This is a genomic window from Angustibacter aerolatus (genome assembly GCF_054776675.1).
In genome coordinates this window covers 45,337-70,533 of the sequence record NZ_BAAHBM010000003.1, presented here as the reverse complement: position 1 = coordinate 70,533, position 25,197 = coordinate 45,337, and the positions used below count along the sequence as shown (strand labels likewise).

Genomic DNA, 25,197 nt, shown 5'->3' with positions numbered 1-25,197 from the left:
CCTCCGAACGTGCGAGCGTCGAGGACGTGGATCAGCATAGGGGAGCGGCCCGCGAACACCAAAGCGGCCGTCACCCCACCCCGTCCGGAGGCTCCATCACCATGCAGACCCGCACGCTCGGCACCGCGACCGTCTCGGCCATCGGCCTGGGCGGCATGCCCATGTCGATCGAGGGCCGGCCCGACCGCGACCGCTCGCTGCGCACCATCCACGCGGCGCTCGACGCGGGCGTGACGCTCATCGACACCGCCGACGCCTACCACCGCGACGCCGACGAGGTCGGCCACAACGAGGCGCTGATCGCCGAGGCGCTGCGCACGTGGGGCGGCGACGCGTCGTCCGTGCTCGTCGCGACCAAGGGCGGTCACACCCGTCCCGGGAACGGCGACTGGCTGACCGACGGCCGCCCCGAGCACCTGAAGGAGGCCGCGAAGGCGTCGGCGCAGCGGCTCGGCGTCGAGGCGATCGGGCTGTACCAGTTCCACCGCCCCGACCCCGAGGTGCCGTACGCCGAGTCGGTGGGCGCGCTCGCCGAGCTGCTCGACGCCGGCGTGATCGCCCAGGCCGGCATCTCGAACGCGAACCCGGAGCAGATCCGGCAGGCGCAGGAGATCCTCGGTGGCCGGCTGGCGAGCGTGCAGAACCAGTTCTCGCCCGGCTTCCGCAGCAGCCAGGCCGAGCTCGACCTGTGCGCCGAGCTGGGCATCGCCTTCCTGCCGTGGAGCCCGCTCGGCGGCATCGGCAAGGGCGGCGACCTCGACGACACCGCGTTCGCCGAGGTGGCCGAGGCGCACGGCGTCAGCCCGCAGCAGGTGGCGCTCGCCTGGGAGCTGGCGCTCGCGCCGGTCGTCGTCCCGATCCCGGGGTCGAGCCGCCCCGAGACCATCCAGGACTCCGTGCAGGCGGCCGACCTGACGCTGACCGACGACGAGATCGCCCGGCTCAGCGCCACCAGCTGACCCCAGCAGCACCCGATCGTGGCAACCACCTCCACCAGGGCCGAGGTGGTTGCCACGATCGTGCCGCCCGCAGTGCACCGGGCAGGATGGCGGCGTGGTCGAGATGACGGACGCCGAGTTCGACGAGGCCGTGCGCCGCGCCCTCGACCTGGTGCCGGCGGAGCTCACGGCCCAGATGGACAACGTCGTGGTGCTGGTCGAGGCCGAGCCACCAAGCGACGAGCCCGACGACCTGCTCGGCCTGTACGACGGCACGCCGCTCACCGAGCGCGACGCCGGCTGGGGCGTGCTGCAGCTACCCGACCGCATCACGATCTTCCGCGGCCCGACCCTGCGCATGTGCGACGACGTGCCGGACGTCGTCGAGGAGGTCGCGGTGACCGTCGTGCACGAGATCGCCCACCACTTCGGCATCGACGACGAGCGCCTGCACGACCTCGGCTGGGGCTAAGCCGCCGCCCGACGGGTGGCGCGCACGATGGCGCGGCGGCGGGCCGCGCGCTCGGCGGCGGTCGGCGACGTGCGCAGCATCCGCAGCACCGCCCGCTCGACCGGTCCGTGGGTGGCGGGCTGCCCCTCGTGCACGCCCTCGCCGAGCCGCTTGAGGGCCGGCTCGATGGTGATGCCGTCCTCGAACAGGTCGATCACCCGCGGGTCGACGTACGAGGCGCGGGCGACGGCCGGGGTGTTGCCGAGGTAGCGCGACACCTCCTGCATGGCGCGGGCCACCGCCCGGCGGCGAGCCGTCTCGGTGTCCGCGACGTGCGTCGAGACGGCGAGCGCGACGGCGGCCAGCACCGTGCCGTGCCAGGTGCGGAAGTCCTTGGCCGACACCTCGCCGCCGACGACCTCCTTCACGTACTGGTTGATGTCGTCGCTGGTGACGTCGACCCAGCGGCGTCCCTCGCGGTAGGCCAGCAGCTCGGCGCCGCCGCCGCGCCGGCGCAGCAGGGTCGCCACGGCGTCGCGCACCTCGGGGTCGGCGAGGGCGATGACGCGCTCCTTGCCCGACTTCGCGATGTAGTCGAAGACGATCGTGTTGCCGTCGATCGAGGCGTGCTGCCGCTCCAGGGTGGCCAGCCCGTAGCTGCCGTTGGTCTCGGCGTAGCTCTCGCCGCCGACGCGGAAGAACCCGAGGTCGAGCAGCCGGAACGCCGTCGCCAGGGCCCGTTCCCGCGGCATGCCGTCCAGCGCGAGGTGGTCGGCGACCCGCTCGCGGGCCTTCGGCAGCCGGGCGGCGATCTTCAGCACCCGGTCGTGCTTCAGCTCGTCGCGCTGGATGCGCCACAGCGGGTGGTACAGGTACTGCCGCCGGCCCTTGACGTCGGTGCCGACGGCCTGGATGTGGCCGGTGGCCGAGCGGCAGATCCACACGTCGTGCCACGCGGGCGGGATGACCAGCTCGCGGATGCGCTGCAGCACCACCGCGTCGGTGACCTTCTCGCCCTTGTCGACGTACCGGAACCCGCGGCCGTGCCGCAGCCGCGTGATGCCCGGCTGGGACGGCGAGACGGTGCGCAGGCGCGGCATGCGCTCAGGGTGCTCGGCGGGCGCTGCGTGCGCACGTCGAGGATCCCGACCCATCCGCGCGTGACCCGGCGCCGAACCGCTCGTTGACACAGCACGTGGCTCCTTCGGGGGTCACGGTCCCGGCGGACCGGGCGCCCGGTGCAGACCGGGCGAAGGGGCCGAGGACAGGCGACCAGGTGCGTCCGCGGGGGGCGCACCTGGTCGCACCCACGACCGCATCACCGGCGTCCAGTGCGCGAGACGGCGTCTCGCAGTGCGGACGCCGGTGATGCGCGGCGGCCGGTGGCCTACCCTTGTCCTGTGCCCACCTCCGTGCGACTGGTCAGCCGTCGCCACGTCGACCTCGGGCGCACCCGCAGCATGATCTGTCGCCGGTCCTGACCGGCTGACGGCCCCTGCCGTCGGCGACTCGATCCCGATGCAGAGGACGGCATGACCACCACCACCCCGCGCCCCGCTCGTCCGGCGCAGACCCACGGCCAGTGGGCCCTGGGCGACCGCACGCCGCTGAACGGCAACGAGCGGTTCAAGCAGGAGGACGACGCGCTGAACGTGCGCGCGCGGATCGAGCAGGTCTACAGCCGCGACGGCTTCGCCTCGATCAGCAGCGACGACCTGCGCGGCCGGTTCCGGTGGTGGGGGCTCTACACGCAGCGCCGTCCGGGCATCGACGGCGGCCGCACCGCCTCCCTCGAGCCGCACGAGCTCGAGGACGAGTTCTTCATGCTGCGGGTGCGGGTCGACGGCGGCGCGCTCACCACCGAGCAGCTGCGCACCATCGGGCGGCTGAGCACCGAGTTCGGTCGCGACAGCGCCGACATCACCGACCGGCAGAACATCCAGCTGCACTGGGTGCGGGTCGAGGACGTGCCGGAGATCTGGCGCCGGCTCGAGGCCGTGGGGCTCTCGACCACCGAGGCCTGCGGCGACTGCCCCCGGGTGGTGCTCGGCAGCCCGGTCGCCGGCATCGCGCACGACGAGATCGTCGACCCCACGTGGGCGATCGACGAGATCCAGCGGCGCTACATCGGCGACCCGGCGTACTCGAACCTGCCCCGCAAGTTCAAGACCGCCATCACCGGCATGCCGACGAACGACGTGGTGCACGAGATCAACGACGTCGCGTTCACCGCCGTGGTGCACCCCGAGCACGGGCCGGGGTTCGACCTGTGGGTCGGTGGCGGCCTGTCGACGAACCCGCGGCTCGCCGTCCGGCTCGGGGCCTGGGTGCCGCTCGAGGAGGTGCCCGACGTCTGGGCCGGCGTGGTGTCGGTGTTCCGCGACCACGGCTATCGCAAGCTTCGGCACAAGGCGCGGCTGAAGTTCCTGCTCGCCGACTGGGGCCCGGAGCGGTTCCGCGAGGTGCTCGAGACCGAGTACCTGCACCGGCCGCTGCTCGACGGCCCGGCGCCGGCCCCCACCGACGACCGCGGCGACCACGTCGGCGTGCACCAGCAGAAGGACGGCCTGCGGTACGTCGGCGCGGCCCCGACCGTCGGCCGGGTCAGCGGCACGCTGCTGCAGGAGCTCGCAGACCTGGTGGAGCGCAACGGTTCCGGCCGGGTCCGCCTCACTCCGCACCAGAAGGTCGTGGTGCTCGACGTGCCGCCGCGTCGCACGCAGTTCCTCGTGCGCGGCCTGCGGCGCCTCGGCCTCGAGCCCACGCCGTCGGTGTTCCGGCGGCACACGATGGCCTGCACCGGCATCGAGTACTGCAAGCTCGCGATCGTCGAGACCAAGGCCACGGCGGCTACCGCGGTGGCCGAGCTCGAGCGCCGGCTGGCCGACGTGATCGGGCAGATCGACGTGCCGATCTCGTTGCACGTCAACGGGTGCCCGAACTCGTGCGCCCGCATCCAGGTCGGCGACATCGGGCTGAAGGGCCAGGTCGTGACGGACGACGACGGGCAGCAGGTCGAGGGGTTCCAGGTGCACCTCGGCGGTGCGCTCGGGCTCGACCCGGGCTTCGGTCGCAAGGTGCGCGGCCTCAAGGTGACCGCCGACGAGCTGCCCGACTACGTCGAGCGGGTCGTGCGGCGGTTCGTCGACGACCGCGAGCCGGGTGAGCGGTTCGCGCAGTGGGCCGTGCGGGCCGACGAGGAGGCACTGGCATGACGATCTCGGGTGACACCCAGGGGCTGCAGGCGCTGGCCGCGGTGGCCGGCGACGACCTGGACGGCGCAAGCGCCCTGGACGTCGTGCGCTGGGCGGTCGAGACGCTGCCCGGCCCGCTGGCCGTCGCCGGCAGCATGCAGGACGCCGTGCTGCCGCACCTCGTCTCGCAGGTGGTGCCCGGCGTCGACGTCCTGTTCCTCGAGACCGGCTACCACTTCGCCGAGACGCTGCGCACCCGCGAGGTGGTCGAGCGCGACCTCGACGTCCGCGTCGTCGACGTGCTGCCCCGCCAGACCGTCGCCGAGCAGGACGCCGAGTACGGGGCGCAGCTGTTCGCCCGCGACCCCGGCACGTGCTGCTTCCTGCGCAAGGTGGCGCCGCTGGCCAAGGCGCTGGTGCCGTACGCCGGGTGGGTCACCGGCGTCCGCCGCGAGGAGGCGCCGACCCGTGCCGGCACCAAGGTCGTGGCGTGGGACGACGTGCACCAGATGGTGAAGGTCAACCCGCTCGCACGGTGGACCGCCGACGACGTCGAGGCCTACCAGGTCGAGCACGCGCTGCCGCGCAACCCGTTGGTGCTGCAGGGCTATCCCTCGATCGGGTGCGAGCCGTGCACGGCGAAGGTCGCACCGGGCGCCGACCCGCGCAGCGGCCGGTGGGCCGGGCGCGACAAGATCGAGTGCGGGATCCACGCATGAGCCTGGCCACCGACGCCGTCCCGGACGACGCGTACCGCCTCGACCAGCTCGACGCGCTCGAGAGCGAGGCGATCCACATCGTCCGCGAGGCGGTCGCCGAGCTCGAGCGCCCGGTGCTGCTGTTCAGCGGCGGCAAGGACTCCGTCGTCATGCTGCACCTGGCGGCCAAGGCGTTCTGGCCCGGGCCGGTGCCGTTCCCGGTGCTGCACGTCGACACCGGCCACAACTTCCCGGAGGTGCTCGCCTTCCGCGACGCCACCGTCGAGCGGCTCGGCCTGCGCCTGCACGTCGCGCACGTGCAGGACTACCTCGACGACGGTCGGCTGCGCGAGCGCTCCGACGGCACCCGCAACCAGCTGCAGACGCAGCCGCTGCTCGACGCGATCGCCGAGCACCGCTTCGACTGCGTCTTCGGTGGGGGCCGTCGCGACGAGGAGAAGGCCCGCGCCAAGGAGCGCGTGGTCAGCCTGCGCGACGAGTTCGGGCAGTGGGACCCGCGCAATCAGCGCCCCGAGCTCTGGAACCTCTACAACGGCCGGCACCGCCCCGGTGAGCACGTGCGCGTGTTCCCCCTGAGCAACTGGACCGAGCTCGACGTCTGGCGCTACATCGCCCGCGAGGGCATCGAGCTGCCCGCCCTCTACTACGCGCACCAGCGCGACGTGGTCGAGCGCGACGGCATGCTGCTCGCGGTCGGCCCGGTGTCGCCGGCTCGCGACGGCGAGCCGGTCACCACCCGGCAGGTGCGCTACCGCACCGTCGGCGACATGAGCTGCACGGGTGCGGTCGCCAGCGACGCGTGCACCGTCGACGACGTCGTGGTCGAGATCGCCGCGACCCGCGTCACCGAGCGGGGCGCCACCCGCGCCGACGACCGCGTCACCGAGGCCGCCATGGAGGACCGCAAGAAGGAAGGCTACTTTTGAGCTCGTCTCCCTTTGCCCCGGCTCTGCTCCGCGACGCCCAGGCACGTCCCTGTCTGCGTTGTCGTCGCCGCCGATACAACCCCGGTATCGGCGACTCCTCCGCCTTGACATCGACGCCCCCGGACGCCGCTCGCGACGAGCCGGGACGAAGGGAGACGAGCTGATGGCCACGCTCCTCAGGCTCGCGACCGCCGGGTCGGTCGACGACGGCAAGTCCACGCTCGTCGGACGGTTGCTGCACGACACCAAGTCGGTGCTCGCCGACCAGCTCGACGCCGTCGAGCGGGTCAGCCGCGACCGCGGCCTGGCCACCGTCGACCTCGCGCTGCTGACCGACGGCCTGCGCGCCGAGCGCGAGCAGGGCATCACCATCGACGTCGCCTACCGGTACTTCGCCACCGCGAACCGGTCGTTCGTGCTGGCCGACTGCCCGGGGCACGTGCAGTACACGCGCAACACGGTGACCGGGGCCAGCACGGCCGACGTCGTGCTGGTGCTGGTCGACGCACGCAAGGGCGTGCTCGAGCAGACCCGGCGGCACCTCGCGGTCGCCGCCCTGCTGCGAGTGCCGCACGTGCTGGTGGCCGTGAACAAGATCGATCTGGTCGACTTCGACGGCGCGGTGGTGGCCGGCGTCGCGAAGCAGGTGGCCGAGGTCGCCGCCGAGCTCGGGCTGCCCGACGTCCGCAGCGTGCCGGTGAGCGCGCTGGACGGCGACAACGTGGTCGACCGCTCGACGCGCACGCCCTGGTACGACGGACCGAGCGTGCTCGAGCTGCTCGAGACCCTGCCCACCGGCGACGACCCGCGGCACGAGCGGTTCCGGCTGCCGGTGCAGGTGGTGCTGCGTCCGCAGCAGGCCGTCCGCGACCCGGCGCTCGTCGACTACCGCGCGTACGCCGGTCAGGTCGCCGAGGGCGTGGTGCGGGTGGGCGACGAGGTCGTGGTGCTGCCCAGCGGCCGCCGCACCTCGGTGGTCGGCATCGACACCGCCGACGGCGAGCTGACGGAGGCGTTCGCGCCGCGCTCGGTCGCGGTGCGGCTGGCCGACGACCTCGACGTCGCGCGCGGTGACCTGCTGGCCGCCGTCGACGACGCTCCGGAGCCGACGCAGGACGTCGAGGGCACGGTGTGCTGGCTGGGGGACCGCGAGCTGCTGCCGGGCGCGCGGGTGCTGCTGAAGCACACGACGCGCACCGTGCAGGCCGTCGTGCGCGACGTCGAGGGGGTGCTCGACCTCGACACCGCGCGCATCGAGCCGGCCGACCGCCTGCGGCTGAACGACATCGGCCGCATCCGCGTGCGCACCGCCGCGCCGGTCGCCGTCGAGCCCTACCTGGACCACCGGCGCACCGGGGCGTTCCTGCTCGTCGACGCGCAGGACGGCGCGACGCTGGCGGCCGGCATGGTGGGCGACCCGCTCGCCCGGCCGCAGGACCGCCCGTCGCAGTACACGATCTAGGCCGGCTTCGTTCTTGCCGTAGCAACAGTTCGGCGACGCGACGGTGCGAAGGTAAACGGCTGGTCAAGGCGCCCTCCGCCCGGGGCAATGGATGCACGCGATGTGCTGAATGCTGCACGCAGCGCGACCAGCGGGTGTCACCATGAGGTCCCAAGTGACCGGGGGCCGTTCGCTCGAAGGGTGCATCCATGGTGATCCGGGGTCATGGCGCCGTCGGCGCGCCTGACGTCGTCCCCGCCGCCGACTTCCAGCCCCTGTCGACCGAGCAGCTGCTGAAGCTGCTCGTCGACGCCCAGCGCGAGATCACCGCCAGCGGCCCGGGCACGCAGCAGGTCGCCGAGACGATCGCCGACGTGGCGCACCGGCTCGGCGGTGCGATGGCGGCCGTGGCGCTCATCGCCGGCGACGACCTCGAGGTGGTCGCGGTGCGCGGCAACCGCGGCAACCGCCTGCCGCCGCGGCACGTCTTCCCGAGGCAGGGCTCGCTGTCGGCCGCCGCCCTGCGCGCGAACGACACGCTGATGAGCCGCGACACCCAGCACGACCCGCGCTGCGACCCGGAGCGCACGCTCGCCGTGGGAGCGCTCTCGCAGGTGTCGGTGCCGCTGACCCACGACGGCACGCCCATCGGCGTGCTCATCCTGGCAGCGCCGGCGCGCGACGCGTTCGACCAGACCGACTGCGACGTCGCCTCGCTCGTCGGACAGGTCGGCGGGGCCGCCCTCGCCGCCGCCCGGACCGGCGAGGCGCTGGCCGGCGAGCGGCTGCGGATGGCCGCGGCGTCCGGCCTGACCGGCATGGGGCTGTGGCGCTGGGACGCGACGTCCGACCGGCTGCACTGGTCGCCGGAGATGTTCGGCATTCTCGGCCTCGAGCCCGGTTCGGTCGAGCCGTCGCTCGAGCTGTGGCAGCTGGCGCTGCACCCCGAGGACCGGCTCGACCGCTCGCTGGCCGACCACGTCGGCGCCGAGCCCGAGGGCCTCACCGAGGCGCTGCGGCTGCGGCGTCCGGACGGCAGCTGGCGCGAGGTCGTCAGCTGGGCCCAGTGCACGCTCGTGGACGGCGTGGTCACCAGCGTCTTCGGTGCCACCGTCGACGTCACGTCCCAGCGCGCCGCCGAGCGCCAGGTCGCCCACATGGCGGCGAGCGACGGCCTCACCGGGCTGCCCAACCGCACCGTGCTCGACGAGCTGACCCGCCGGGCGCTCGGCGTGCTGCCCGAGCCGATGGACGACCCGCACGGCGAGCCGCCGGACGGCGACGCCCTGGGCCCGTTCACCGCGCTGCTGCTGCTCGACCTCGACCGGTTCAAGCTGGTGAACGACACCCTCGGGCACCGGGTCGGCGACACGATGCTCGTCGAGATCGCGCACCGGCTGGCCGGCACGCTCGAGAGCTCCGAGCTCGGCGACTGCTCGCCCACGGTGGCGCGGCTCGGCGGCGACGAGTTCGGCATCCTGCTGCCCTGGGTGGCGACCGCCGAGACCGCCACCGACATCGCCGACTGGCTGCTGAGCGAGCTGCGTCGTCCGGTGCTGGTCGGCGAGGGCGGCACCCCCATCGTGTGCACCGGCAGCATCGGCATCGCGCTCGCCGCCCGCGGCACCCACACGGCCAGCCAGCTGTTCGGCGAGGCCGACCTGGCGATGTACCAGGCCAAGGACGCCGGCCGCGACGGGCTGGCGCTGTTCGACCACCAGCTGCGCACCGAGGCCGAGGCCAGGCTGCGGTCGGAGCGGCGGCTGCGCACGGCGATGGCGGCCGGCCGGCTGCTCGCCGTCTACCAGCCCATCGTGTCGGTCGGCGACGAGCAGCCGGTCGGCGCCGAGGCGCTGGTGCGGCTGACCGACGACGACGGCGTGATCGTGCTGCCCGACGACTTCATCGACGTCGCCGAGGACACCGGCCTCATCGTCGACATCGACCGGTGGATGCTGCGGCAGGGCGCGGCCCAGCTGCAGCGGTGGTCGCGGCACGGCCTGCGCATGACGCTGTCGGTCAACGTGTCGGCCCGCACCATGGGCCAGCCCGGGTTCGACGACTTCGTGCTCGAGGTCGTGCGCGAGCACCACCTCGCCCCGGACTCGTTGAAGCTCGAGCTCACCGAGACCAGCCTGCTGCCGGGCGGTTCGGCCGCGCAGGACACCATGCGGCGGCTGGCCAGCTTCGGCATCCAGACCGGCGTCGACGACTTCGGCACCGGGTACTCGGCGCTGTCGTACCTGCACGACCTGCCGGTCGGGTTCATCAAGGTCGACCGGGCGTTCGTCAGCCGGCTCGACGGCTCGCCGCAGGCCAGCGCCGTCGTCCGCAGCGTCGTCGAGCTGGCCCACGCGCACGGCTTCCAGGTGACCGCCGAGGGCGTCGAGACCCGCCTGCAGGCCGACATCCTGCGCGAGATGGGGTGCGACCACGCCCAGGGCTGGCTGTTCGGGCGCCCGGGTCGCACGATCGTGCTGCCCGACGACGACCCGGCGCAGACGCGTCCCTGACCGCCACCCCCCGCTCGTCTACGGTGGGGCGCATGAGCGCCGCCGACCTGTCGCAGAGCACGCTGCGCGCGGGTCGTTCGTGGGAGCCGATCACCACCTGGGCCAACCTGGTCACCGGCGTCCGCACCGTCGCCGCGCTGGTGCTCGGCGTCGACGCCATCGTGCAGCAGTCCGGCAGGCTGCTGCTGATCGCCTACCTGACGTACTGGATCGGCGACATCCTCGACGGTGCCGTGGCCCGGCTGCTGCACCAGGAGACGCGCATCGGCGCGGTGTTCGACATCGTGAGCGACCGGGCCTGCTCGGCCGTGCTGGTGTGCGGCCTGGTGCTGCACGAGCCGCGGCTGTGGCCCGCGCTGGTCGTGTACCTCGCGCAGTTCATGGTGCTCGACTGCGCCATCACGCTGTCGTTCCTGCGCTGGCCCATCGTCAGCCCGAACTACTTCTACGAGGTCGACCGCACGGTGTTCCGGTGGAACTGGTCGAAGCCCGCGAAGGCGATCAACAACGTGGGCGTCGTCGTGTTCGTGGTCTCCGGCCTGCTGTGGGTGGCGCTCGCCGTCGCGCTGGCGCAGCTGGCGGTCAAGGTCTGGACGGCGCACCGCGTGCTGCAGCTCGACGTGGCCGCGCACGCCGGGTGAGCGCGCTCGTCGGCACGCTGGCCGGGGCGGTCGGCGTCGGCTTCGTCTCGGCGCTGCTGCCGTTCGTGCCCGCCGAGGCCGCCGTCACGGCCGGTGCGGTGTCGACGTCCGGTCGGGCGGCCGCGGTGCTGGCCGGGCTGTGCGTGGCGCTGGGGCAGACCGGCGGCAAGATCGTGCTGTACGAGCTGGCCCGCCGCGGACGTCGGATGCGTGGGCGCACGGGCCGCGAGCACAAGCCGCTGAAGGGCTGGCAGGCCAGGTCGATCGAGCTGCTGCAGAACCGCTGGAGCGGCGGCGGCGTGGTGCTGCTGTCGGCGTCCGTCGGGTTCCCGCCGCTGCTCGTCGTGGCCGTGGTCGCCGGGGCCGTGAAGCTGCGCCGGCTCGACTTCATCGTGTGCTGCCTCGTCGGCCGCAGCATCCGCTTCGTCGTCCTCGCGCTCATCGCGGACGGCGCCCTGCACTGAGCCCCGCTCGTGCCGAGATGCGAGCAGTGGTTGACCCCGGGGCCTTCAGGTCAACCACTAGTCGCATCTCGGCAGGAGGTCAGGGGGTGGTGGTGGGGGCTCCGGTGGGGCGGCCGGTGGGCAGGGTGATGCCGCAGGCCTGCAGCGCGGCCTGCGCCTCGGCGCTGCCGAACGGGCCGGCACCCCCGGGGCCTCCGGTCGGGCGACCCGACGGCGCACCGGTGGAGCTGCCGGTCGGCATCCCGGTCGGGCGGCCGGTGCGGGTCGGGACGGTGATGCCGGCGGCCTGCAGGCACGCCTGGATCTGCTGCATCTGCGCGGGGTCGGCACCACCGAACCCGCCGCGCCCGCCCTGCCCCGCCTGACCCGCGGCCGTCGAGGTGCCGGCGGGCGCGGCGGTGCCCGAGCCCGAGCCGCCGCAGGCGGTGAGCAGGGCGGTGAGCGCCAGGCCGGTCGCGAGGCTGGCGACGCGGCGGGGGCGGAGCGTGGTGGTGGTCACGGGTGTCCTCTGCGCTGCGGGTGGGTGGGTCACTTGGTCGAGCGCTCCGTCACGCCGCTGGCGGTCACGGCGCCGTCGGCGGCGGTGGTGCCGGTCACGACGACGGAGCTGCCCTCTGCGAGCTTCGACAGCGGACCGGCGCTGGTGGTGGTGACGTCGACGCCGTCGGGGACGATCACCTTCACGGTCCTGCCGCCGAGGTTCCGCACCGTGAGGGTGCGGCCGTCGACCTCCACCACAGTGCCGATCACGGCGGGCAGGGCCGTGGCACCGGCGCTGCTCCCGGCCGCAGCTGCTCCGGAACCGCTCACGGCACCCCCGGCCGCGGCGCCGGGCTGGCCGAAGCCGCCGGCGGGGAACCCCTCGCCGCCGGTGAAGCCCTGCCCGCGGGTGCCGGTCGGCCCGGCGACGGCCTGAGCGGTGGCGCCCTGGCCGTGCGCGAGGGCGCCGGCGGCGAACGACCCGACGGCGAGGATCAGCGCGGCCAGCACCCAGGTGAGCCGGCTGGCGCGGCGTCCGGGAGGTGCGAGCAGCTCGGCGAGGTCGTCGTCGGCGGGGTCGCGGACGGTGGTGTCGGTCACGTCGGGTCCTGTCACTCGTGGCGGAGGGCGTCGATGGGGCGCAGCGACGCGGCGCGTCCCGCGGGGTAGAGCCCGAAGAACAGGCCGGTGACGACGGCGACGCCGAACGCCAGGCCCACCGAGTACGGCGCGACGACCGGTTGCACGCCGACGATCTCGAAGCGGCTGCCGAGCAGCCCGACGGCGACGCCGAGCGCACCGCCGAGCACCGACAGCAGCACGGCCTCCATGAGGAACTGGCCGATGATGTCGCCGCGCCGGGCCCCGATCGCCTTGCGGATGCCGATCTCGCGGGTCCGCTCGGTGACGGTGACCAGCATGATGTTCATGACCCCGATGCCGCCGACCAGCAGCGAGATCGCCGCGACCGACGCGAGCAGCACGGTGAACGTGCGGTTCGACGACGTCGCCGCCGTGAGGATCGACGACGCGCTCGACACGGTGAAGTCCGGGCTCGCCGCGCTCACCCTGTGCCGCGCCGCGAGGATCGACGTCACTTCACTGGTGGCATCGGTGACGGTGTCGGCCGACGTGGCGCGCACCGAGATCGAGCTGATGTCGCCGTAGCCGGTCAGCGTGTCCTGCACCGCGGTCAACGGTGCGAGCACCCGGTCGTCCTGGTCCTGCGGGCCGGTCGAGCCCTTGGCGGTCAGGATGCCGACGACCGTGTAGTCGATCCCGTTCAGCTGCACCACCTCGCCGACCACGGCCCGGCCGTTGCCGCCCGCGAGGTCCTCGGCGACGGTCTCGCCGACCAGCGCCACCCGACGTCGGCTCGTGTAGTCGGCGTCGGTGAACGCCGAACCGACGGCGACGGTGTCGTTCGTGTTGGCCAGGTAGCTCGGCGTGGTGCCGTAGAAGGTGCCCACCGTGTGCTTCGCGCCGTCGTACGTCGCGATGACGGACGACGCGCTCACGACGGGTGCCACGCCGGCGACGTCCGGCGCAGACGTCTTGTCGCTCAACGACTCCGCGTCGGCGACCGTCAGCGTGGCGACCCGGGTCTGGGTGCCGCTGCTCACGGTGGCGGTGCGGCCGGGGAACGCGCCGAAGCCGCCTGCGCCGCGTCGTCCGCCCTGCCCGCCCGCCGACGTCGACACGGTGAGGGTGTTGCTGCCGAGCTTGCCGATCTGGTCGGCGACGGCCTTGCTCGACCCGGTGCCCACCGCGACCAGCACGATCACCGCGCCGACGCCGATCAGGATGCCGAGCGTGGTCAGCACCGACCGCAGCGGGTTGGCCACCACCCCGCGGACGGCGAAGCGCGCCGAGATGCCGAGGTTCACCGGTTGCTCCGGTCCTCGACGACCAGTCCGTCGCGCATGCGGACGACGCGGCCGGCGTGCGCGGCGACCTCGTCCTCGTGGGTGATGACGACGACCGTGCGGCCGTCGGCGTTCAGGGCGTCGAACAGCGCCAGCACCTCCTCGGTGCTGTGGCTGTCGAGCGCGCCGGTCGGCTCGTCGGCCAGCAGCATCGACGGGTTCGTGACGATGGCGCGGGCCACGGCGACGCGCTGCTGCTGACCGCCCGACAGCTCGGACGGCACGTGCGCCATGCGGTCGGCGAGCCCGACCCGCTCGAGGGCGGCCTCGGCCCGCGCGCGGCGCTCGCGGCCGCGCAGCCCGGCGTACGCGAGCGGCAGCTCGACGTTCGCCAGCGCCGTGGTGCGGGGGATCAGGTTGAACGACTGGAAGACGAAGCCGATCTTGCGGCCGCGCACGATCGACTGCTGCCGCTCGTCGAAGCGCCCGGCGTCCAGCCCGTCGAGCAGGTAGCGACCCGTCGTCGGGGTGTCGAGGCACCCGACGATGTTCATCAGCGTCGACTTGCCCGACCCCGAGGCGCCCATGACGGCGACGTGCTCGCCGGGTGCGACGACGAGGTCGACGCCCGCGACGGCGTGCACCGCGGTGTCGCCGACGCCGTACGTCTTGGTGACCCGACGCAGCTCGATGACGGGTCGTCCGGCGCGGTGCCTGGCCTCCGCGCTCTCGACCGCGGGGGCGCTCACCGGCCACCGCCGGGTGCGCCGCCCAGACCAGGCCCGCCGAAGCCGCCGCCACCGGGCACGCCGGTGCTGCCGGACGTCGTGGTGGCGCTGGTGACCAGCAGCACCTCGTCACCCGCCTTCAGGCCGCCGCCCGAGACCTCGGTGGTGCTGGTGCCCTGTAGGCCCTTCGTCACCTGCACCGGGGTGCGCGTCGTCCCGTTCACGACGGTGACGGACGAGCGGGTGCCCGTGGTGCTCACGGCGGCGGTCGGCACGGTCAGCACGTCCTCGGCGCTGCCGGTGGTGATGACCACGCCGGCGCTCGCGCCGAGCCGCACGCCGTCCGGCGCCTCGTCGAGCTGCACGGTGACGGGGTACTGCACGACGTTGTCGCTGGTGGTGCCCTCGAGGGCGACGGAGGTGACCTTCGCGGTGGCGGTCTCGCCCGACGCCGAGAGCGTGACGACGGCGGTCTCGCCCTTCGTCACGTCGCCGATGTCGGCCTCGGCGACGTCGGCGCTGACCTCCAGCGTCTCGAGGTCGGCGATCGTGAACAGCGCGCTCGACGAGCTCGACGTGGAGGTCGACGTGGTGGTCGCGGCGCCTGCGGTCGTCGACCCCGCGGTCGTGCCGCTCGACCCGGACGAGCCGGAGCCGGACGACCCGCTCACCGCGTCGCCCGTCGCGACGCCGACCGTCATGACGGTGCCGGCGTGCGTCGCCTTCACGACCGTGCCGTCGACGGCCGACTCGGCGTCGTCGACGTCGGTCTGCGCGCTGTCGAGCGACGCCCTCGCCTGGGCCAGCTCGCTCGCGGACGGCTTCGCGGCGTCCGTCTCGGCAGTCGACTCGGCCTGTGCCAGCTGCACCTTCGCGCTCAGCAGCTGCTGCTTCGCCTGGGTGCGCGCCGCGCCCCTCGCGTCGTCGTAGGCGGACTGCGCGCTCGACACGCCCAGCTCTGCCTGCTCGACGGCGAGCGCGTCCTTCTCGCGGTCGGTGGCGCTCTGACCGGCGGCGACCTCGTCGTACTGCGACCGCGCGCTGGCGAGCGCCGAGCGGGCGCTGGTCAGCGCGGACCGCGCGTCGGAGTCGTCGAGGACGGCGAGCGTCTGGCCCTTCTTCACCTTGCTGCCGACCTTCACCTTCACCGACTCGACGGTGCCGCTGGTGCCCGCGGTGACGTCGGTGGTCGTGGCGCTGGCCACGTTGCCGGTGCCGCTCACGGTGGCGGTCACGGTGCCGGTGGTGACCGTCGCGGTGCGCACGGACGTCGTCGTGGTGTCGGGCGTGTCGCTGAAGGCCGCGTAGGCCCCCGCCACCGCTCCGACGAGCACGACGGCCAGCACGCCGTTGATCCAGCGCAGGCGACGCTTCACGTGAGCCACTCCTCGGGTCGAGCGGCCGCACGTCGATCGCCGCTCCCCGAGGTTCGTGTCGCGACCTGTGGGTCGGCTGTGTCGATGCACCAGTGCCTGCTGTGAGGTGTCTGGTGCGTCACCCCGGCGCGCGCGGGAGGGTCGCGCTGCCTAGCGTTGGGCGCATGCAGATGCGACGACTCGGTGACAGCGGCCTGGCGGTCTCGGTGGTGGGCCTGGGCACCAACAACTTCGGCATGAAGCTCGACCTCGAGCAGTCCCGCGAGGTGCTCGACGCGGCGCTCGACGAGGGCATCACCCTCATCGACACCGCCGACGCGTACGGCGAGTCCGAGGAGCGGATCGGGCAGCTGCTCGGGACCCGGCGCGACGACGTGGTGATCGCCACCAAGTTCGGCTCGCCGGTGCGCGACGGGCAGTCGAACGGCGCCGACTGGGACGCTCGCGCCTCGCGGCGCTACGTGCGCAAGGCGGTCGAGGGCTCGCTGCGGCGGCTGCGCACCGACTGGATCGACCTCTACCAGCTGCACCGCCCCGACCCGCTGACGCCGATCGACGAGACCCTGTCGGTGCTGAGCGACCTGGTGCGCGAGGGCAAGGTGCGCTACGTCGGGCACTCGAACTTCAGCGGCTGGCAGACGGCGGACGCCGAGTGGGTGGCGCGCACCGAGGGCCACGTGCGATTCGTCAGCGCGCAGAACGAGTACAGCCTGCTCGAGCGGGGCATCGAGACCGACCTCGTGCCCGCCCTGGAGCAGTACGGCATCGGCCTGCTGCCGTACTTCCCGCTGGCCAGCGGCCTGCTGACCGGCAAGTACCAGCGCGGCCAGGAGATCCCGAAGGGCAGCCGCATCGAGGCCTGGGGCATGAGCGACGCGCTCACCGACCGGGCGTTCGACGTCGTCGAGGGACTCACGAAGCTGGCCGACGACCGCGGCGTCCGGCTGCTCGACGTCGCGATCGGCGGCCTGGCGGCGCAGCCCGCGGTGTCGTCGGTGATCGCCGGCGCGACGTCGGCCGAGCAGGTGCGCTCGAACGTGCGGGCGGGGCAGTGGGAGCCCACCGCCGACGACCTGGCGGAGATCGACTCGATCACCCAGGGCGCGCGCGAGGTGTGAGCCGGGGGGCCGTCAGGCGACGGTCAGCGCGATGAGCACGACGTTCAGCGCGATGATGACCGCCGCCACGACGGCCCCCACCACGGTGGTTCGCCGGCGGTTCACCAGGTCGCCCATGACGTCGCGGCGCCGGCTGAGCAGCAGCAGTGGCACCAGCGCGAACGGGATGCCGAACGACAGCACCACCTGCGACAGCACGAGCGCGCGCGTGGGGTCGACGCCGACGGCCAGCACCACCAGCGCGGGTGCGAGCGTCAGCAGGCGCAGCGCGACGAGCGGCACGTGGCGGTGCAGGAACCCCTGCGTCACGACCTGCCCCGACAGCGTGCCCACGCTCGACGCCGCGAACCCCGACGCCAGCAGAGCCAGCGCGAACCCGAGCGCCGCGCCCTGGCCGAGCCGGTCGGCGAAGCCGGCGTGCGCGCCCTCGATGGTGTCGACGGCCGGCCCGTCGCCGTGCAGCACCTTCGCCGCCACGATCAGCATCGCCAGGTTCACCAGGCCGGCCAGCACCATCGCACCGACGACGTCGACCCGCTGGCTGCGCAGCAGGGCGTGCCGCTCGCGCTCGGTGTCGCGCTCGTAGCGGTCGTGCGTCAGGGCGCCGTGCAGGTAGATCGCGTGCGGCATGACGGTGGCGCCGAGCATGCCCGTCGCGAGCAGCACGCTGTCGACGCCGTCGAACCGCGGCGTCAGGCCCGAGGCGACGCCGCCCGGGTCGACGCCGCCGACGACGAGGGTGGCGAGGAAACCCAGCACGATCACCGACAGCAGGCCGATCACGGCCAGCTCGTACGGGCGGTGGCCGCGCTGCTGCAGCCCGAGCAGGGCGAAGGCGACGACGGCCGTGACCGTGCCGCCCACCACCAGCGGCAGGTCGAGCAGGATGTTGAGCGCGATGGCGCCGCCGACCACCTCGGCCAGGTCGGTCGCGATCGCCACCGCCTGCGCCTGCAGCCACAGCAGCCGCACCGTCAGCCGGGGGAAGTGGTCGCGACACAGCTGCGGCAGCGTGCGGCCGGTGGCGATGCCGGTCTTCGCCGACAGGTACTGGATGAGCATCGCCATGAGGTTGCTGACGACGACCACCCAGACGAGCAGGTAGCCGTACGTCGAGCCCGCGGTCACGTTCGTGGCGAAGTTGCCGGGGTCGACGTACGCGATCGCTGCGACGAAGGCCGGCCCGAGCAGCGGCAGGGGTCCGCGCACGTCCCGCGCCCGGGCCAGCCCGCTGCCTCGTTCGTGCACCCGCACCGCTCCCGTCGACCCGTCCACCCGTCGTCCTCGCTCGGGCCCATCCTGCCGGTGGCACCCGGCCGGGGCGCGCTGGCCCCGGCCGGGTGCTGGTGCGCCGTCGGCTAGCTGCCGGCGCTGGTCTTCACGTCGCCGTTCACGCCGGCCGGGAAGAAGCCGCCCTTCGTGGCCTTCTTCGGCGTCAGGTAGACGACGTTCAGCACCTGACCGGGGCTGCGGCTGAACGCGATGCCGTTCGCGTCGGTCGGGGTGACGTTCACCATCGACCCGTCGCGGCTGATGCTCTGGTCGAGGTCGGTCGGCCCGTCGAGCGAGTCGCGCGCCTTCGAGATGGCGTTCGCCGGGGTGGCGAGGCCCTTGGTGAAGAGCGCGCTCCGGATCGTGCCGGCGTGGTACGCCTCGACGGCCAGGATGCCCGCGGCGGCCTCGAGGTAGGTCTTGTTCGTGATGAGCGGGGCGGCGCCCTTGTACGCCGTGACGCCGACGTCCTCGAAGATGAAGGCGCCCAGCAGGAAGTTGTTCTCGTTGGCGAACGGGTCGAACTGCTGACCCGCCTTGATCAGCCCGGCGGCCTGCGCCGCTGCCGTGAAGCTGGTCTGCAGGTCGATCGCCGGGTGCGAGACGGCCGCCGAGCCGAGCGCCGTCCGCAGGAACTTCACGTGCGCCAGCTCGTCCTGGGCGATCTCGGTCGCCGTCTGCTGGATCTGCTTCGAGGTGAACGGCACCTTCTTGCCGCCCTTGACCCCGCCCTGCGTGCCCTTGCCGGTCTGCAGCGACGCGGCGATGCCGGTGCCGTAGACGGCGTAGTGGTAGAACTCCGCCTCCAGGTACTCGAGGTTGAGGGCGAAGTTCAGCACCGCCCCGTCGCTCGGAGCCGCCGCTGCGGCGCTGCGGGTGGCGGCGCCGGCCGGCTCGGCCAGCAGGCCGATGCCGCTGACGGCGCCCACCGTGCCGAGGCCCGCCAGGCCCGCGGACTTCAGGAAGACCCGGCGGTCCGCCTCGTTCTCGGCGCTGCGGCCGATCATGTCGCGTACTACTCGCTTGCCGAACATCCGTGCTCCTCGAGGAGTGTGGTGCATGGTGCGAGCGGCGCCGTCGGCTCACGAGCAGGGTCGGCCGCGTCACGCGCGGGGAGTCGTGCGATACCCGTTCGGAGCAGCGACGGGTGCGGATCGCCGTCAGTTGCGTGACCTGACGTGACGCGCTGCGACGGCGGACGCGCGTGCGTTCGCGCTCGTCGCGAGGCAGGATCAGCGGATGGACGATCTGACGACGGCGTTGGACACCGACCTCCTGCTGCTGGACGACCAGCTGACGGACGCCGACCGCGCGGTGCGCGACCGGGTGCGCGGGTTCGTCGACGGCGCCCTGCTGCCGGTGATCAACGACTACTGGGAGCGGGCCGAGTTCCCGTTCGACCTGGTGCCCGCGTTCGCCGCCCTGAACGTGGCCGGCCTGGCGATCGAGGGGTACGGCTGCCCGGGCATGTCGCGGCTGGCGGCCGGTCTGGTGAGCGTCGAGCTCTCGCGCGGGGACGGGTCGTTCAACACGTTCTCCGGCGTGCACTCCGGGCTCGCCATGGGCTCGATCGCGATGCTCGGCAGCGAGGAGCAGAAGCAGCGCTGGCTGCCGGCGATGGCGCGGCTGGAGCAGGTCGGGGCCTTCGGGCTCACCGAGCCCGACCACGGGTCCGACTCGGTGGCGCTCTCGACGACCGCCCGCCGCGACGGCGACTCGTGGGTGCTCGACGGCCGCAAGCGCTGGATCGGCAACGCGTCCTGGGCGGACCTGGTGATCGTGTGGGCCCGCGACGAGGCCGACGGGCAGGTGAAGGGGTTCGTCGTCGAGCGGCCGGACGGCGACCCGCCGGGCTACTCGACCACCCTCATCACCGGCAAGATCGGCAAGCGCGCGGTCTGGCAGCCGGACGTCGTGCTCGACGGCGTCCGCGTGCACGACGACAACCGTCTGGCCGAGTGCCACTCGTTCAAGGACGTCAACCGGGTGCTGAGCGCGACCCGCGCCGGCGCCGCGTGGGAGGCCCTCGGGCACGCGATCGCCTGCTACGAGATCGCCCTGACGTACGCGAAGCGCCGCGAGCAGTTCGGTCGACCCATCGCCGGGTTCCAGCTGGTGCAGATGAAGCTCGCCGAGATGCTCACCGCCGTCACGCACCTGCAGCTGCTCTGCTACCGGATGGCGACCCTGCAGGAGACGGGTCGGCTGACCGGCCCGATGGCCTCGATGTCCAAGCTGACCGCCGCGCGGATGGCCCGGCAGGTGGCGCTCGACGCCCGAGACGTCATGGGCGGCAACGGGTTGCTGCTCGAGCACCACGTCGCGCGGCACCTCACCGACATGGAGGTCGTCTACACCTACGAGGGCACCGACCACGTGCAGGCGCTGATCCTCGGCCGCGAGGCGACGGGCATCTCGGCCTTCACCTGAGTCAGGGCAGGGGCTCGGTCGGGCAGTCGCGCAGCACGCGCGCCATGGCCCCGCGCTCGGCCGGCGTCACCCACAACCGGTACCGCAGCTTGACCGACACCTGGCGCGCCACGTAGGCGCAGCGGGCGGCCCGCCGCGGCGGCAGCCAGGTGGCGGCGTCGCCGTCGCCCTTGGCCTGGTTGGTGGGTCCGTCGACGGCCAGCAGGTTGCGCGGGTCGTTGGCGAAGCGCTGCCGCAGGCTCGGCGTCCACTGCTGCGCCCCGGTCTGCCAGGCGTCCGACAACGCCACCACGTGGTCGATCTGGACCGCCTGCGACGTCTGCTCGCCGCGCACGAAGCGGATCGTCGAGCCGGTGTACGGGTCGTGCAGGGTGCCGCTGACCACGACGCAGCCCTGCGTGCCGGGGCGGTACCGCTCGCCGTCGAGGTCGCGGCGCAGCACGTCGTCGCGGGTGTCGCAGCCGTTGCCGTCGACGTCGGCCCACGCGGGCCCGAACGCGGCGCGGGAGTAGCCGGTGCGCGCGGCCCGACCCTTCACGACGAGCTTCGACACCGCGTCGACCGCCGGCACGTCGGGCACCGGCGCCAGCCCGCGGTCGGCCGCGGCCGTGCACCCGGCGGGCAGCAGCAGCGCCAGGACGGCGAGGAGGGGGAGGGCGCGGCGCACCGGACGATCCTGCCCGATGCCGGTCAGCGCGAGACGCTGACCCGCTGGGCTCCGGATCGCTTCCCGTCGTGCACCTTGGTCGCGTCGACGGCGACCCGCAGCGAGCCGCTCTGCACGAGCGTCACCCGTGCGCTCCACGCGCCGCCGCTGCCGGCGCGCACGTGGCCGATCGTCGTCCAGACCGACGACCCGGACGGCTTGAACTGCACCCCGAGCCGCTCGCCGTCCAGCCCGGTGCGGCGCCTGCCGGTGAAGAGCGTCTTGGTGGCGGTGCCGCTGGCGGTGAACGCCTGGCCCGCCGTCGTCGCCTTCTTCGACAGCTGCATCGTGAGCCGCGTCGGCGCCGCCTTGATCGTCAGGGCCGAGACGGCGACGAACTGCGGGTGCCCCGAACCGTCGGTGCCGGCGCCGTCCGACGCGCCGCGGGAGTCGACGAGGGTCAGCGTCGACTGCACCGTGTACCGGCCGGTGACGTGCTCGCCGGCCTGCGCGCACACGTGCAGCCGCACGGTCGGTCGGCGGGTGCCGGTGCCGGTGGCCGTCGCGGTGGCGTCCTGCACCGTGGCCGCGTCGTCGCCCCACGCCGTGACGTCGAGCCGCCAGCGCACGCCCGCGCCCGGTCGCACGGTGGTCGGCAGTGCGTAGGTCGCGCACGCCGAGGTGACCGTCGTGGTCACGGGTCGCACCGAGACGCGGGCCGCGGCCTGTGCGGGCACGGCGGTCCCGACGACAGCGGCCGCCACGGCGAGGGCGGTCAGGGCGCGGCGCAGCACACCCTGTGCGTCGGTGCGTCGACGCGCGGACCTGATGCGACCCCACCCGTCCGGCCCAGAACATTTCCTTGACCTCGGAAAGAAAAGAACGCTAGCGTCCCGCCTCGTGCCCACTCCGGACATCTCGGTCACCCCCGGTGCCGCCCGCCTGCTCGCCCTGCTCGTCGCCCACGACGGCCTGTCGCGTGCCGAGCTCACCGAGCGCTCGGGCCTGACCCCCGGCGCCGTCACGAAGGCCCTCAGCCCGCTGATCGCCTCCGGGCACGTGCGCGAGCTCGCGCCGCAGGCCCCGGCCGGCCGGGGTCGACCGCGGGTGCCGCTCGCGCTGGTGGCCGACCGCGAGCACGTGCTCGGGGTGAAGGTGACGCACGAGGAGGTCGTGGGCGTGCGCACCGACCTGCGGGCCCAGGTGCTGGACGTCGTCACCGAGCCGCTGGCGGAGCCGTCCGTCGCGGCCGTGGTGGACGCCGTGACCCGGATCGCGCGGGCGCTCGGCGGGCCCGGCGTCCACCGGCTCGGGGTGGCGGTCTCGGGCGACGTCGACAGCGCGCACGGCACGGTGCGCTACTCGCCGTTCCTCCGCTGGCGCGACGTGCCGCTCGGCCGGCTGCTCGCCGAGGCCACCGGGCTGTCGGTGGTGCTCGAGCACGACGTCCGCGCGCTGGCCCACGAGGAGCGGCTGCTGGGGGCGGGGCGGGGCCTGCGCGACTTCGCGGTCGTCACGATCGGCACCGGCATCGGCTGCGCCCTCGTCGTCGACGGGTCACCGGTGCCCGGGGCGTTCGGCGTCGCCGGCGAGCTCGGCCACGTGGTGGTCGACCGTCAGGGGCCGCCGTGCACCTGCGGCTCGCGCGGCTGCCTGGAGGCAGTGGCCTCGACCGCCGCGCTGGAGCGGGCGCTGCACGAGGCGGTGGGCGAGCCGGTCGACGTCGTCCGCGGGGCGCACCTCGCCGCCACCGGTCACGCCGCGGCCGCCCGCTGCTTCGTCGACGCCGGCGACGCGATCGGCGCGGGCATGGCGGCGGTCGCCAACCTCTTCGGGCCGCAGCGCATCGTTATCACCGGCGAGGGCCTCGACACCGGCCTGCTGCTGCCCGCCGCCGCCACCGACCGCTTCCGCCAGCAGGTGTTCGGCGCGGCCGGCCGGTGCGAGCTGGTCTTCCGCCCGCTGCCCTTCCAGCAGTGGGCCTCCGGCGCGGCGGCGGTCGCCGTCAACCGCGCCCTGCAGCCGGTGGGCACCACCACCGGCACCGTCACCGGCCGCCCCGACGACGAGGCGGCCGAACCCACGAAGGAGCTGCAATGAGGCACCTCACCCCTCGAGCCGCGGGGAGGTCGCGCCGTCGCGTGGTCGCCGTCGTGGCCGCCGCGCTCGTCGCCGCCCCCGCAGCGGTCGGTGCCGGCGTGCTGTCGGCCGGCGCGTCGTCCGGACCGGCGGCGCCTGCGTCGCACGTCGACCTGTCGAAGGTCTACTCGGTGGCCGACGACGGGCCCTACCGGGGATGGAGCAGCTGGAGCATGCAGTCCAGCCACTACCCCGGCCTGAACGACGAGAACGACTACCAGTGGTTGACCGAGCGCAACGTGCTCGCGCAGGCGAAGGCGCTCGCCCGCACCCTGAAGCCGTACGGCTACGACCACGTGAACATCGACGCCGGCTGGTGGTCCGACTTCACCTGGAAGCCCGGCTACGACGCGCACGGCCGGCAGACCCCGAACGCCCAGCGCTTCCCACGGGGCATGGCGCCGGTCGCGGCCGACGTCCACCGCCTGGGCCTGAAGGCGGGCATCTACCTGCCCGTCGGCCTCGAGAAGCCGGCCTACGACGACGGCGACTACCCGATCGCCGGCGCCCCTGGGTGCTCGACGCACGACATCGTCTACTCCGACAAGCGCACGACGAACGGCTGGGACAGCTCGTACAAGATCGACTTCGAGAAGCCGTGCGCGCAGAAGTACGTCGACAGCCAGGCCGCCGAGATCGCCGGGTGGGGCTACGACCTGCTGAAGCTCGACGGCGTCGGACCCGGCTCGGGCAAGAGCGGTGACCAGTACGACAACCGGGCCGACGTCGAGGCGTGGCACGAGGCGATCGCCCGCACCGGCCGCGACGTGCAGCTCGAGGTGTCGTGGTCGCTCGACAAGGGCGCGATCGACACCTGGCAGGACGCCGCCGACGGGTGGCGCATCGACACCGACGTCGAGTGCTACTGCGACACGCTCGTCAGCTGGACCAACAGCGTCGACGACCGGTTCGCCGACGCGCCGTCCTGGGTGCGCTACGCCGGCAAGGGCGGCTGGAACAACCTCGACTCGCTCGACGTCGGCAACGGCCGCATGGACGGGCTCACCGACGACGAGCGCCGCTCGTACGCCACGCTCTGGGCGATCAGCGCCGCGCCGCTCTACACCGGCGACGACCTCACGAAGCTCGACCGGCTGGGCAGGCAGTTGCTCACCAACCGGGAGGTGCTCGCCATCGACGCGCAGGGCCGAGCCGCCAGCCCCGTCGTGCCCAAGGCGCTGCAGCAGGTGTGGCGCGTGCAGAACGCCGACGGCAGCTGGACCGTCGCGCTCTTCAACCTCGACCGCCAGCCGGCGCACGTGCAGGCCCGCTGGTCGGACGTCGGGTTCGCCGGCCCCGCACGTGTCCGCGACGTGTGGTCGGGTCGCTCGCTCGGCCGGTTCGCCGGCGGCTGGTCGGCCGACGTCCCAGGGCACGGCGTCCGGCTGCTCAACGTGCGGCCCGAGGCGACGCCGGTCACCGTCCAGGCCGAGTCGAGCACCTCGACCCTAGTCGGCGGCGCGAAGGTCGGCGGGTGCGACGGGTGCGCCGGTGGCCTGAAGGTCGGCGACATGGGGGAGGGTGACTCGGTCACCCTGCACGGGTTCCACGTGGCCCGGGCCGGCACCTACGCCGTCACCGTCTCCTACGTCGACGCCTCGAACGGCCGCGACGTCGGCATCGCCGTGGACGGCGGCGCGGTGCAGAAGGTGCGGCTGGGCGCCGGCGACGACGACCGCTGGGACCGCCCGCAGTCGACCACCCTGCACCTGCCGCTGCGAGCCGGCGAGAACAGCATCACCTTCAGCAACGTGGGTGGGTACACGCCGGACGTCGACCAGGTGACCGTGCAGCGCGTCAGCTGACCGCCGCCGATCGGCACCGACGGCCTCGTCCCGACCGGGGCGGGGCCGTCG

The 25,197-nt window shown here is 73.6% G+C and carries 23 protein-coding genes; 13 read left to right on the top strand and 10 right to left on the bottom strand.

Annotation, left to right across the window (positions count from 1 at the left end; all coding sequences use genetic code 11):
• Window positions 1-101: 101 nt before the first annotated feature.
• Together ACYVI6_RS01640 and ACYVI6_RS01635 are read left to right on the top strand one after the other, a co-directional pair.
• Window positions 102-959 (top strand): aldo/keto reductase, encoded by an 858-nt coding sequence (locus ACYVI6_RS01640; RefSeq protein WP_460444699.1) that lies wholly within the window; start codon window positions 102-104, stop codon window positions 957-959.
• A gap of 103 nt (window positions 960-1,062) precedes the next feature.
• Complete coding sequence (locus ACYVI6_RS01635) at window positions 1,063-1,410, top strand: metallopeptidase family protein (RefSeq protein WP_460444725.1); 348 nt, start codon at window positions 1,063-1,065, stop codon at window positions 1,408-1,410.
• Here ACYVI6_RS01635 and ACYVI6_RS01630 read toward each other — a convergent pair.
• Window positions 1,407-2,489, bottom strand: a complete 1,083-nt coding sequence (locus ACYVI6_RS01630; RefSeq protein WP_460444698.1) for a DNA topoisomerase IB — start codon at window positions 2,487-2,489, stop codon at window positions 1,407-1,409. The two genes, ACYVI6_RS01635 and ACYVI6_RS01630, sit on opposite strands and share 4 nt — an antisense overlap.
• Window positions 2,490-2,921: 432 nt before the next feature.
• Here ACYVI6_RS01630 and ACYVI6_RS01625 point away from each other — a divergent pair, with 432 nt between their 5' ends.
• From ACYVI6_RS01625 to ACYVI6_RS01595, 7 genes are all read left to right on the top strand, one after another.
• Window positions 2,922-4,604 (top strand): nitrite/sulfite reductase, encoded by a 1,683-nt coding sequence (locus ACYVI6_RS01625; protein ID WP_460444697.1) that lies wholly within the window; start codon window positions 2,922-2,924, stop codon window positions 4,602-4,604.
• A complete protein-coding gene (locus ACYVI6_RS01620; RefSeq protein WP_460444696.1) occupies window positions 4,601-5,302 on the top strand; it encodes a phosphoadenylyl-sulfate reductase in 702 nt (233 codons plus the stop codon). The genes ACYVI6_RS01625 and ACYVI6_RS01620 overlap by 4 nt, the downstream gene beginning before the upstream one ends.
• Window positions 5,299-6,228: a sulfate adenylyltransferase subunit CysD gene (gene cysD, locus ACYVI6_RS01615; protein ID WP_460444695.1), complete on the top strand. Its 930-nt coding sequence runs from the start codon at window positions 5,299-5,301 to the stop codon at window positions 6,226-6,228. The genes ACYVI6_RS01620 and cysD overlap by 4 nt, the downstream gene beginning before the upstream one ends.
• Window positions 6,229-6,391: 163 nt before the next feature.
• Window positions 6,392-7,690 (top strand): sulfate adenylyltransferase subunit 1, encoded by a 1,299-nt coding sequence (locus ACYVI6_RS01610; RefSeq protein ID WP_460444694.1) that lies wholly within the window; start codon window positions 6,392-6,394, stop codon window positions 7,688-7,690.
• A gap of 188 nt (window positions 7,691-7,878) precedes the next feature.
• Window positions 7,879-10,182, top strand: a complete 2,304-nt coding sequence (locus ACYVI6_RS01605; protein WP_460444693.1) for a putative bifunctional diguanylate cyclase/phosphodiesterase — start codon at window positions 7,879-7,881, stop codon at window positions 10,180-10,182.
• A 32-nt stretch (window positions 10,183-10,214) separates the two neighbouring features.
• A complete protein-coding gene (locus ACYVI6_RS01600) occupies window positions 10,215-10,823 on the top strand; it encodes a CDP-alcohol phosphatidyltransferase family protein (protein WP_460444692.1) in 609 nt (202 codons plus the stop codon).
• The gene (locus ACYVI6_RS01595; RefSeq protein ID WP_460444691.1) at window positions 10,820-11,287 is read left to right on the top strand and encodes a hypothetical protein; all 468 of its coding nucleotides are present in this window, start codon (window positions 10,820-10,822) and stop codon (window positions 11,285-11,287) included. The genes ACYVI6_RS01600 and ACYVI6_RS01595 overlap by 4 nt, the downstream gene beginning before the upstream one ends.
• Window positions 11,288-11,366: 79 nt before the next feature.
• On the opposite strand, the gene ACYVI6_RS01590 is transcribed toward ACYVI6_RS01595, so the two are convergent.
• Genes ACYVI6_RS01590 through ACYVI6_RS01570 form a run of 5 tightly spaced genes read right to left on the bottom strand, consistent with a single transcriptional unit; the run spans window position 11,367 to window position 15,736 of the window.
• The gene (locus ACYVI6_RS01590; RefSeq protein WP_460444690.1) at window positions 11,367-11,786 is read right to left on the bottom strand and encodes a hypothetical protein; all 420 of its coding nucleotides are present in this window, start codon (window positions 11,784-11,786) and stop codon (window positions 11,367-11,369) included.
• Window positions 11,787-11,815: 29 nt separating this feature from the next.
• Window positions 11,816-12,367 (bottom strand): hypothetical protein, encoded by a 552-nt coding sequence (locus ACYVI6_RS01585; RefSeq protein ID WP_460444689.1) that lies wholly within the window; start codon window positions 12,365-12,367, stop codon window positions 11,816-11,818.
• A gap of 11 nt (window positions 12,368-12,378) precedes the next feature.
• Window positions 12,379-13,653, bottom strand: coding sequence for an ABC transporter permease (locus ACYVI6_RS01580; RefSeq protein WP_460444688.1), 1,275 nt, complete (start codon window positions 13,651-13,653; stop codon window positions 12,379-12,381).
• Window positions 13,650-14,381, bottom strand: a complete 732-nt coding sequence (locus ACYVI6_RS01575; RefSeq protein ID WP_460444687.1) for an ABC transporter ATP-binding protein — start codon at window positions 14,379-14,381, stop codon at window positions 13,650-13,652. The genes ACYVI6_RS01580 and ACYVI6_RS01575 overlap by 4 nt, the downstream gene beginning before the upstream one ends.
• Window positions 14,378-15,736 carry an efflux RND transporter periplasmic adaptor subunit gene (locus ACYVI6_RS01570; RefSeq protein ID WP_460444686.1) on the bottom strand — a complete coding sequence of 453 codons (1,359 nt, stop codon included), beginning with the start codon at window positions 15,734-15,736 and terminating at the stop codon, window positions 14,378-14,380. Before ACYVI6_RS01570 ends, ACYVI6_RS01575 begins: the two co-directional genes overlap by 4 nt.
• A gap of 164 nt (window positions 15,737-15,900) precedes the next feature.
• Between ACYVI6_RS01570 and ACYVI6_RS01565 the strand changes: the two genes are divergently transcribed.
• Window positions 15,901-16,854 carry an aldo/keto reductase gene (locus ACYVI6_RS01565; protein WP_460444685.1) on the top strand — a complete coding sequence of 318 codons (954 nt, stop codon included), beginning with the start codon at window positions 15,901-15,903 and terminating at the stop codon, window positions 16,852-16,854.
• Window positions 16,855-16,866: 12 nt separating this feature from the next.
• Here the strand turns inward: ACYVI6_RS01565 and ACYVI6_RS01560 are convergent, their stop codons facing one another.
• Both ACYVI6_RS01560 and ACYVI6_RS01555 read right to left on the bottom strand, forming a co-directional pair.
• Window positions 16,867-18,063, bottom strand: a complete 1,197-nt coding sequence (locus tag ACYVI6_RS01560; protein WP_460444684.1) for an Nramp family divalent metal transporter — start codon at window positions 18,061-18,063, stop codon at window positions 16,867-16,869.
• Window positions 18,064-18,212: 149 nt separating this feature from the next.
• Window positions 18,213-19,160 carry a ferritin-like domain-containing protein gene (locus tag ACYVI6_RS01555; protein ID WP_460444683.1) on the bottom strand — a complete coding sequence of 316 codons (948 nt, stop codon included), beginning with the start codon at window positions 19,158-19,160 and terminating at the stop codon, window positions 18,213-18,215.
• Between the two features lie 205 nt (window positions 19,161-19,365).
• Here ACYVI6_RS01555 and ACYVI6_RS01550 point away from each other — a divergent pair, with 205 nt between their 5' ends.
• Window positions 19,366-20,556: an acyl-CoA dehydrogenase family protein gene (locus ACYVI6_RS01550; protein WP_460444682.1), complete on the top strand. Its 1,191-nt coding sequence runs from the start codon at window positions 19,366-19,368 to the stop codon at window positions 20,554-20,556.
• A gap of 1 nt (window position 20,557) precedes the next feature.
• Here the strand turns inward: ACYVI6_RS01550 and ACYVI6_RS01545 are convergent, their stop codons facing one another.
• On the bottom strand, window positions 20,558-21,223 hold the full coding sequence (locus tag ACYVI6_RS01545; protein ID WP_460444681.1) for an HNH endonuclease family protein: 666 nt from the start codon (window positions 21,221-21,223) through the stop codon (window positions 20,558-20,560).
• 23 nt (window positions 21,224-21,246) lie between these two features.
• Complete coding sequence (locus ACYVI6_RS01540; protein ID WP_460444680.1) at window positions 21,247-21,996, bottom strand: hypothetical protein; 750 nt, start codon at window positions 21,994-21,996, stop codon at window positions 21,247-21,249.
• Window positions 21,997-22,102: 106 nt separating this feature from the next.
• On the opposite strand from ACYVI6_RS01540, the gene ACYVI6_RS01535 reads away from it, so the two are divergent.
• Both ACYVI6_RS01535 and ACYVI6_RS01530 read left to right on the top strand, forming a co-directional pair.
• Window positions 22,103-23,302, top strand: coding sequence for an ROK family protein (locus tag ACYVI6_RS01535; protein ID WP_460444679.1), 1,200 nt, complete (start codon window positions 22,103-22,105; stop codon window positions 23,300-23,302).
• Complete coding sequence (locus ACYVI6_RS01530; protein ID WP_460444678.1) at window positions 23,299-25,146, top strand: alpha-galactosidase D; 1,848 nt, start codon at window positions 23,299-23,301, stop codon at window positions 25,144-25,146. The genes ACYVI6_RS01535 and ACYVI6_RS01530 overlap by 4 nt, the downstream gene beginning before the upstream one ends.
• The last annotated feature ends 51 nt before the right edge of the window (window positions 25,147-25,197 follow it).

Bases quoted from the DNA above. Each gene is read 5' to 3' on its own strand.
- ACYVI6_RS01605 (WP_460444693.1), top strand. From the start codon at position 7,879: ATGGTGATCCGGGGTCATGGCGCCGTCGGCGCGCCTGACGTCGTCCCC.
- ACYVI6_RS01550 (WP_460444682.1), top strand. From the start codon at position 19,366: ATGGACGATCTGACGACGGCGTTGGACACCGACCTCCTGCTGCTGGAC.
- cysD (WP_460444695.1), top strand. From the start codon at position 5,299: ATGAGCCTGGCCACCGACGCCGTCCCGGACGACGCGTACCGCCTCGAC.
- ACYVI6_RS01565 (WP_460444685.1), top strand. From the start codon at position 15,901: ATGCAGATGCGACGACTCGGTGACAGCGGCCTGGCGGTCTCGGTGGTG.
- ACYVI6_RS01600 (WP_460444692.1), top strand. From the start codon at position 10,215: ATGAGCGCCGCCGACCTGTCGCAGAGCACGCTGCGCGCGGGTCGTTCG.
- ACYVI6_RS01610 (WP_460444694.1), top strand. From the start codon at position 6,392: ATGGCCACGCTCCTCAGGCTCGCGACCGCCGGGTCGGTCGACGACGGC.
- ACYVI6_RS01640 (WP_460444699.1), top strand. From the start codon at position 102: ATGCAGACCCGCACGCTCGGCACCGCGACCGTCTCGGCCATCGGCCTG.
- ACYVI6_RS01630 (WP_460444698.1), bottom strand. From the start codon at position 2,489: ATGCCGCGCCTGCGCACCGTCTCGCCGTCCCAGCCGGGCATCACGCGG.
- ACYVI6_RS01620 (WP_460444696.1), top strand. From the start codon at position 4,601: ATGACGATCTCGGGTGACACCCAGGGGCTGCAGGCGCTGGCCGCGGTG.
- ACYVI6_RS01625 (WP_460444697.1), top strand. From the start codon at position 2,922: ATGACCACCACCACCCCGCGCCCCGCTCGTCCGGCGCAGACCCACGGC.
- ACYVI6_RS01530 (WP_460444678.1), top strand. From the start codon at position 23,299: ATGAGGCACCTCACCCCTCGAGCCGCGGGGAGGTCGCGCCGTCGCGTG.
- ACYVI6_RS01635 (WP_460444725.1), top strand. From the start codon at position 1,063: ATGACGGACGCCGAGTTCGACGAGGCCGTGCGCCGCGCCCTCGACCTG.
- ACYVI6_RS01555 (WP_460444683.1), bottom strand. From the start codon at position 19,160: ATGTTCGGCAAGCGAGTAGTACGCGACATGATCGGCCGCAGCGCCGAG.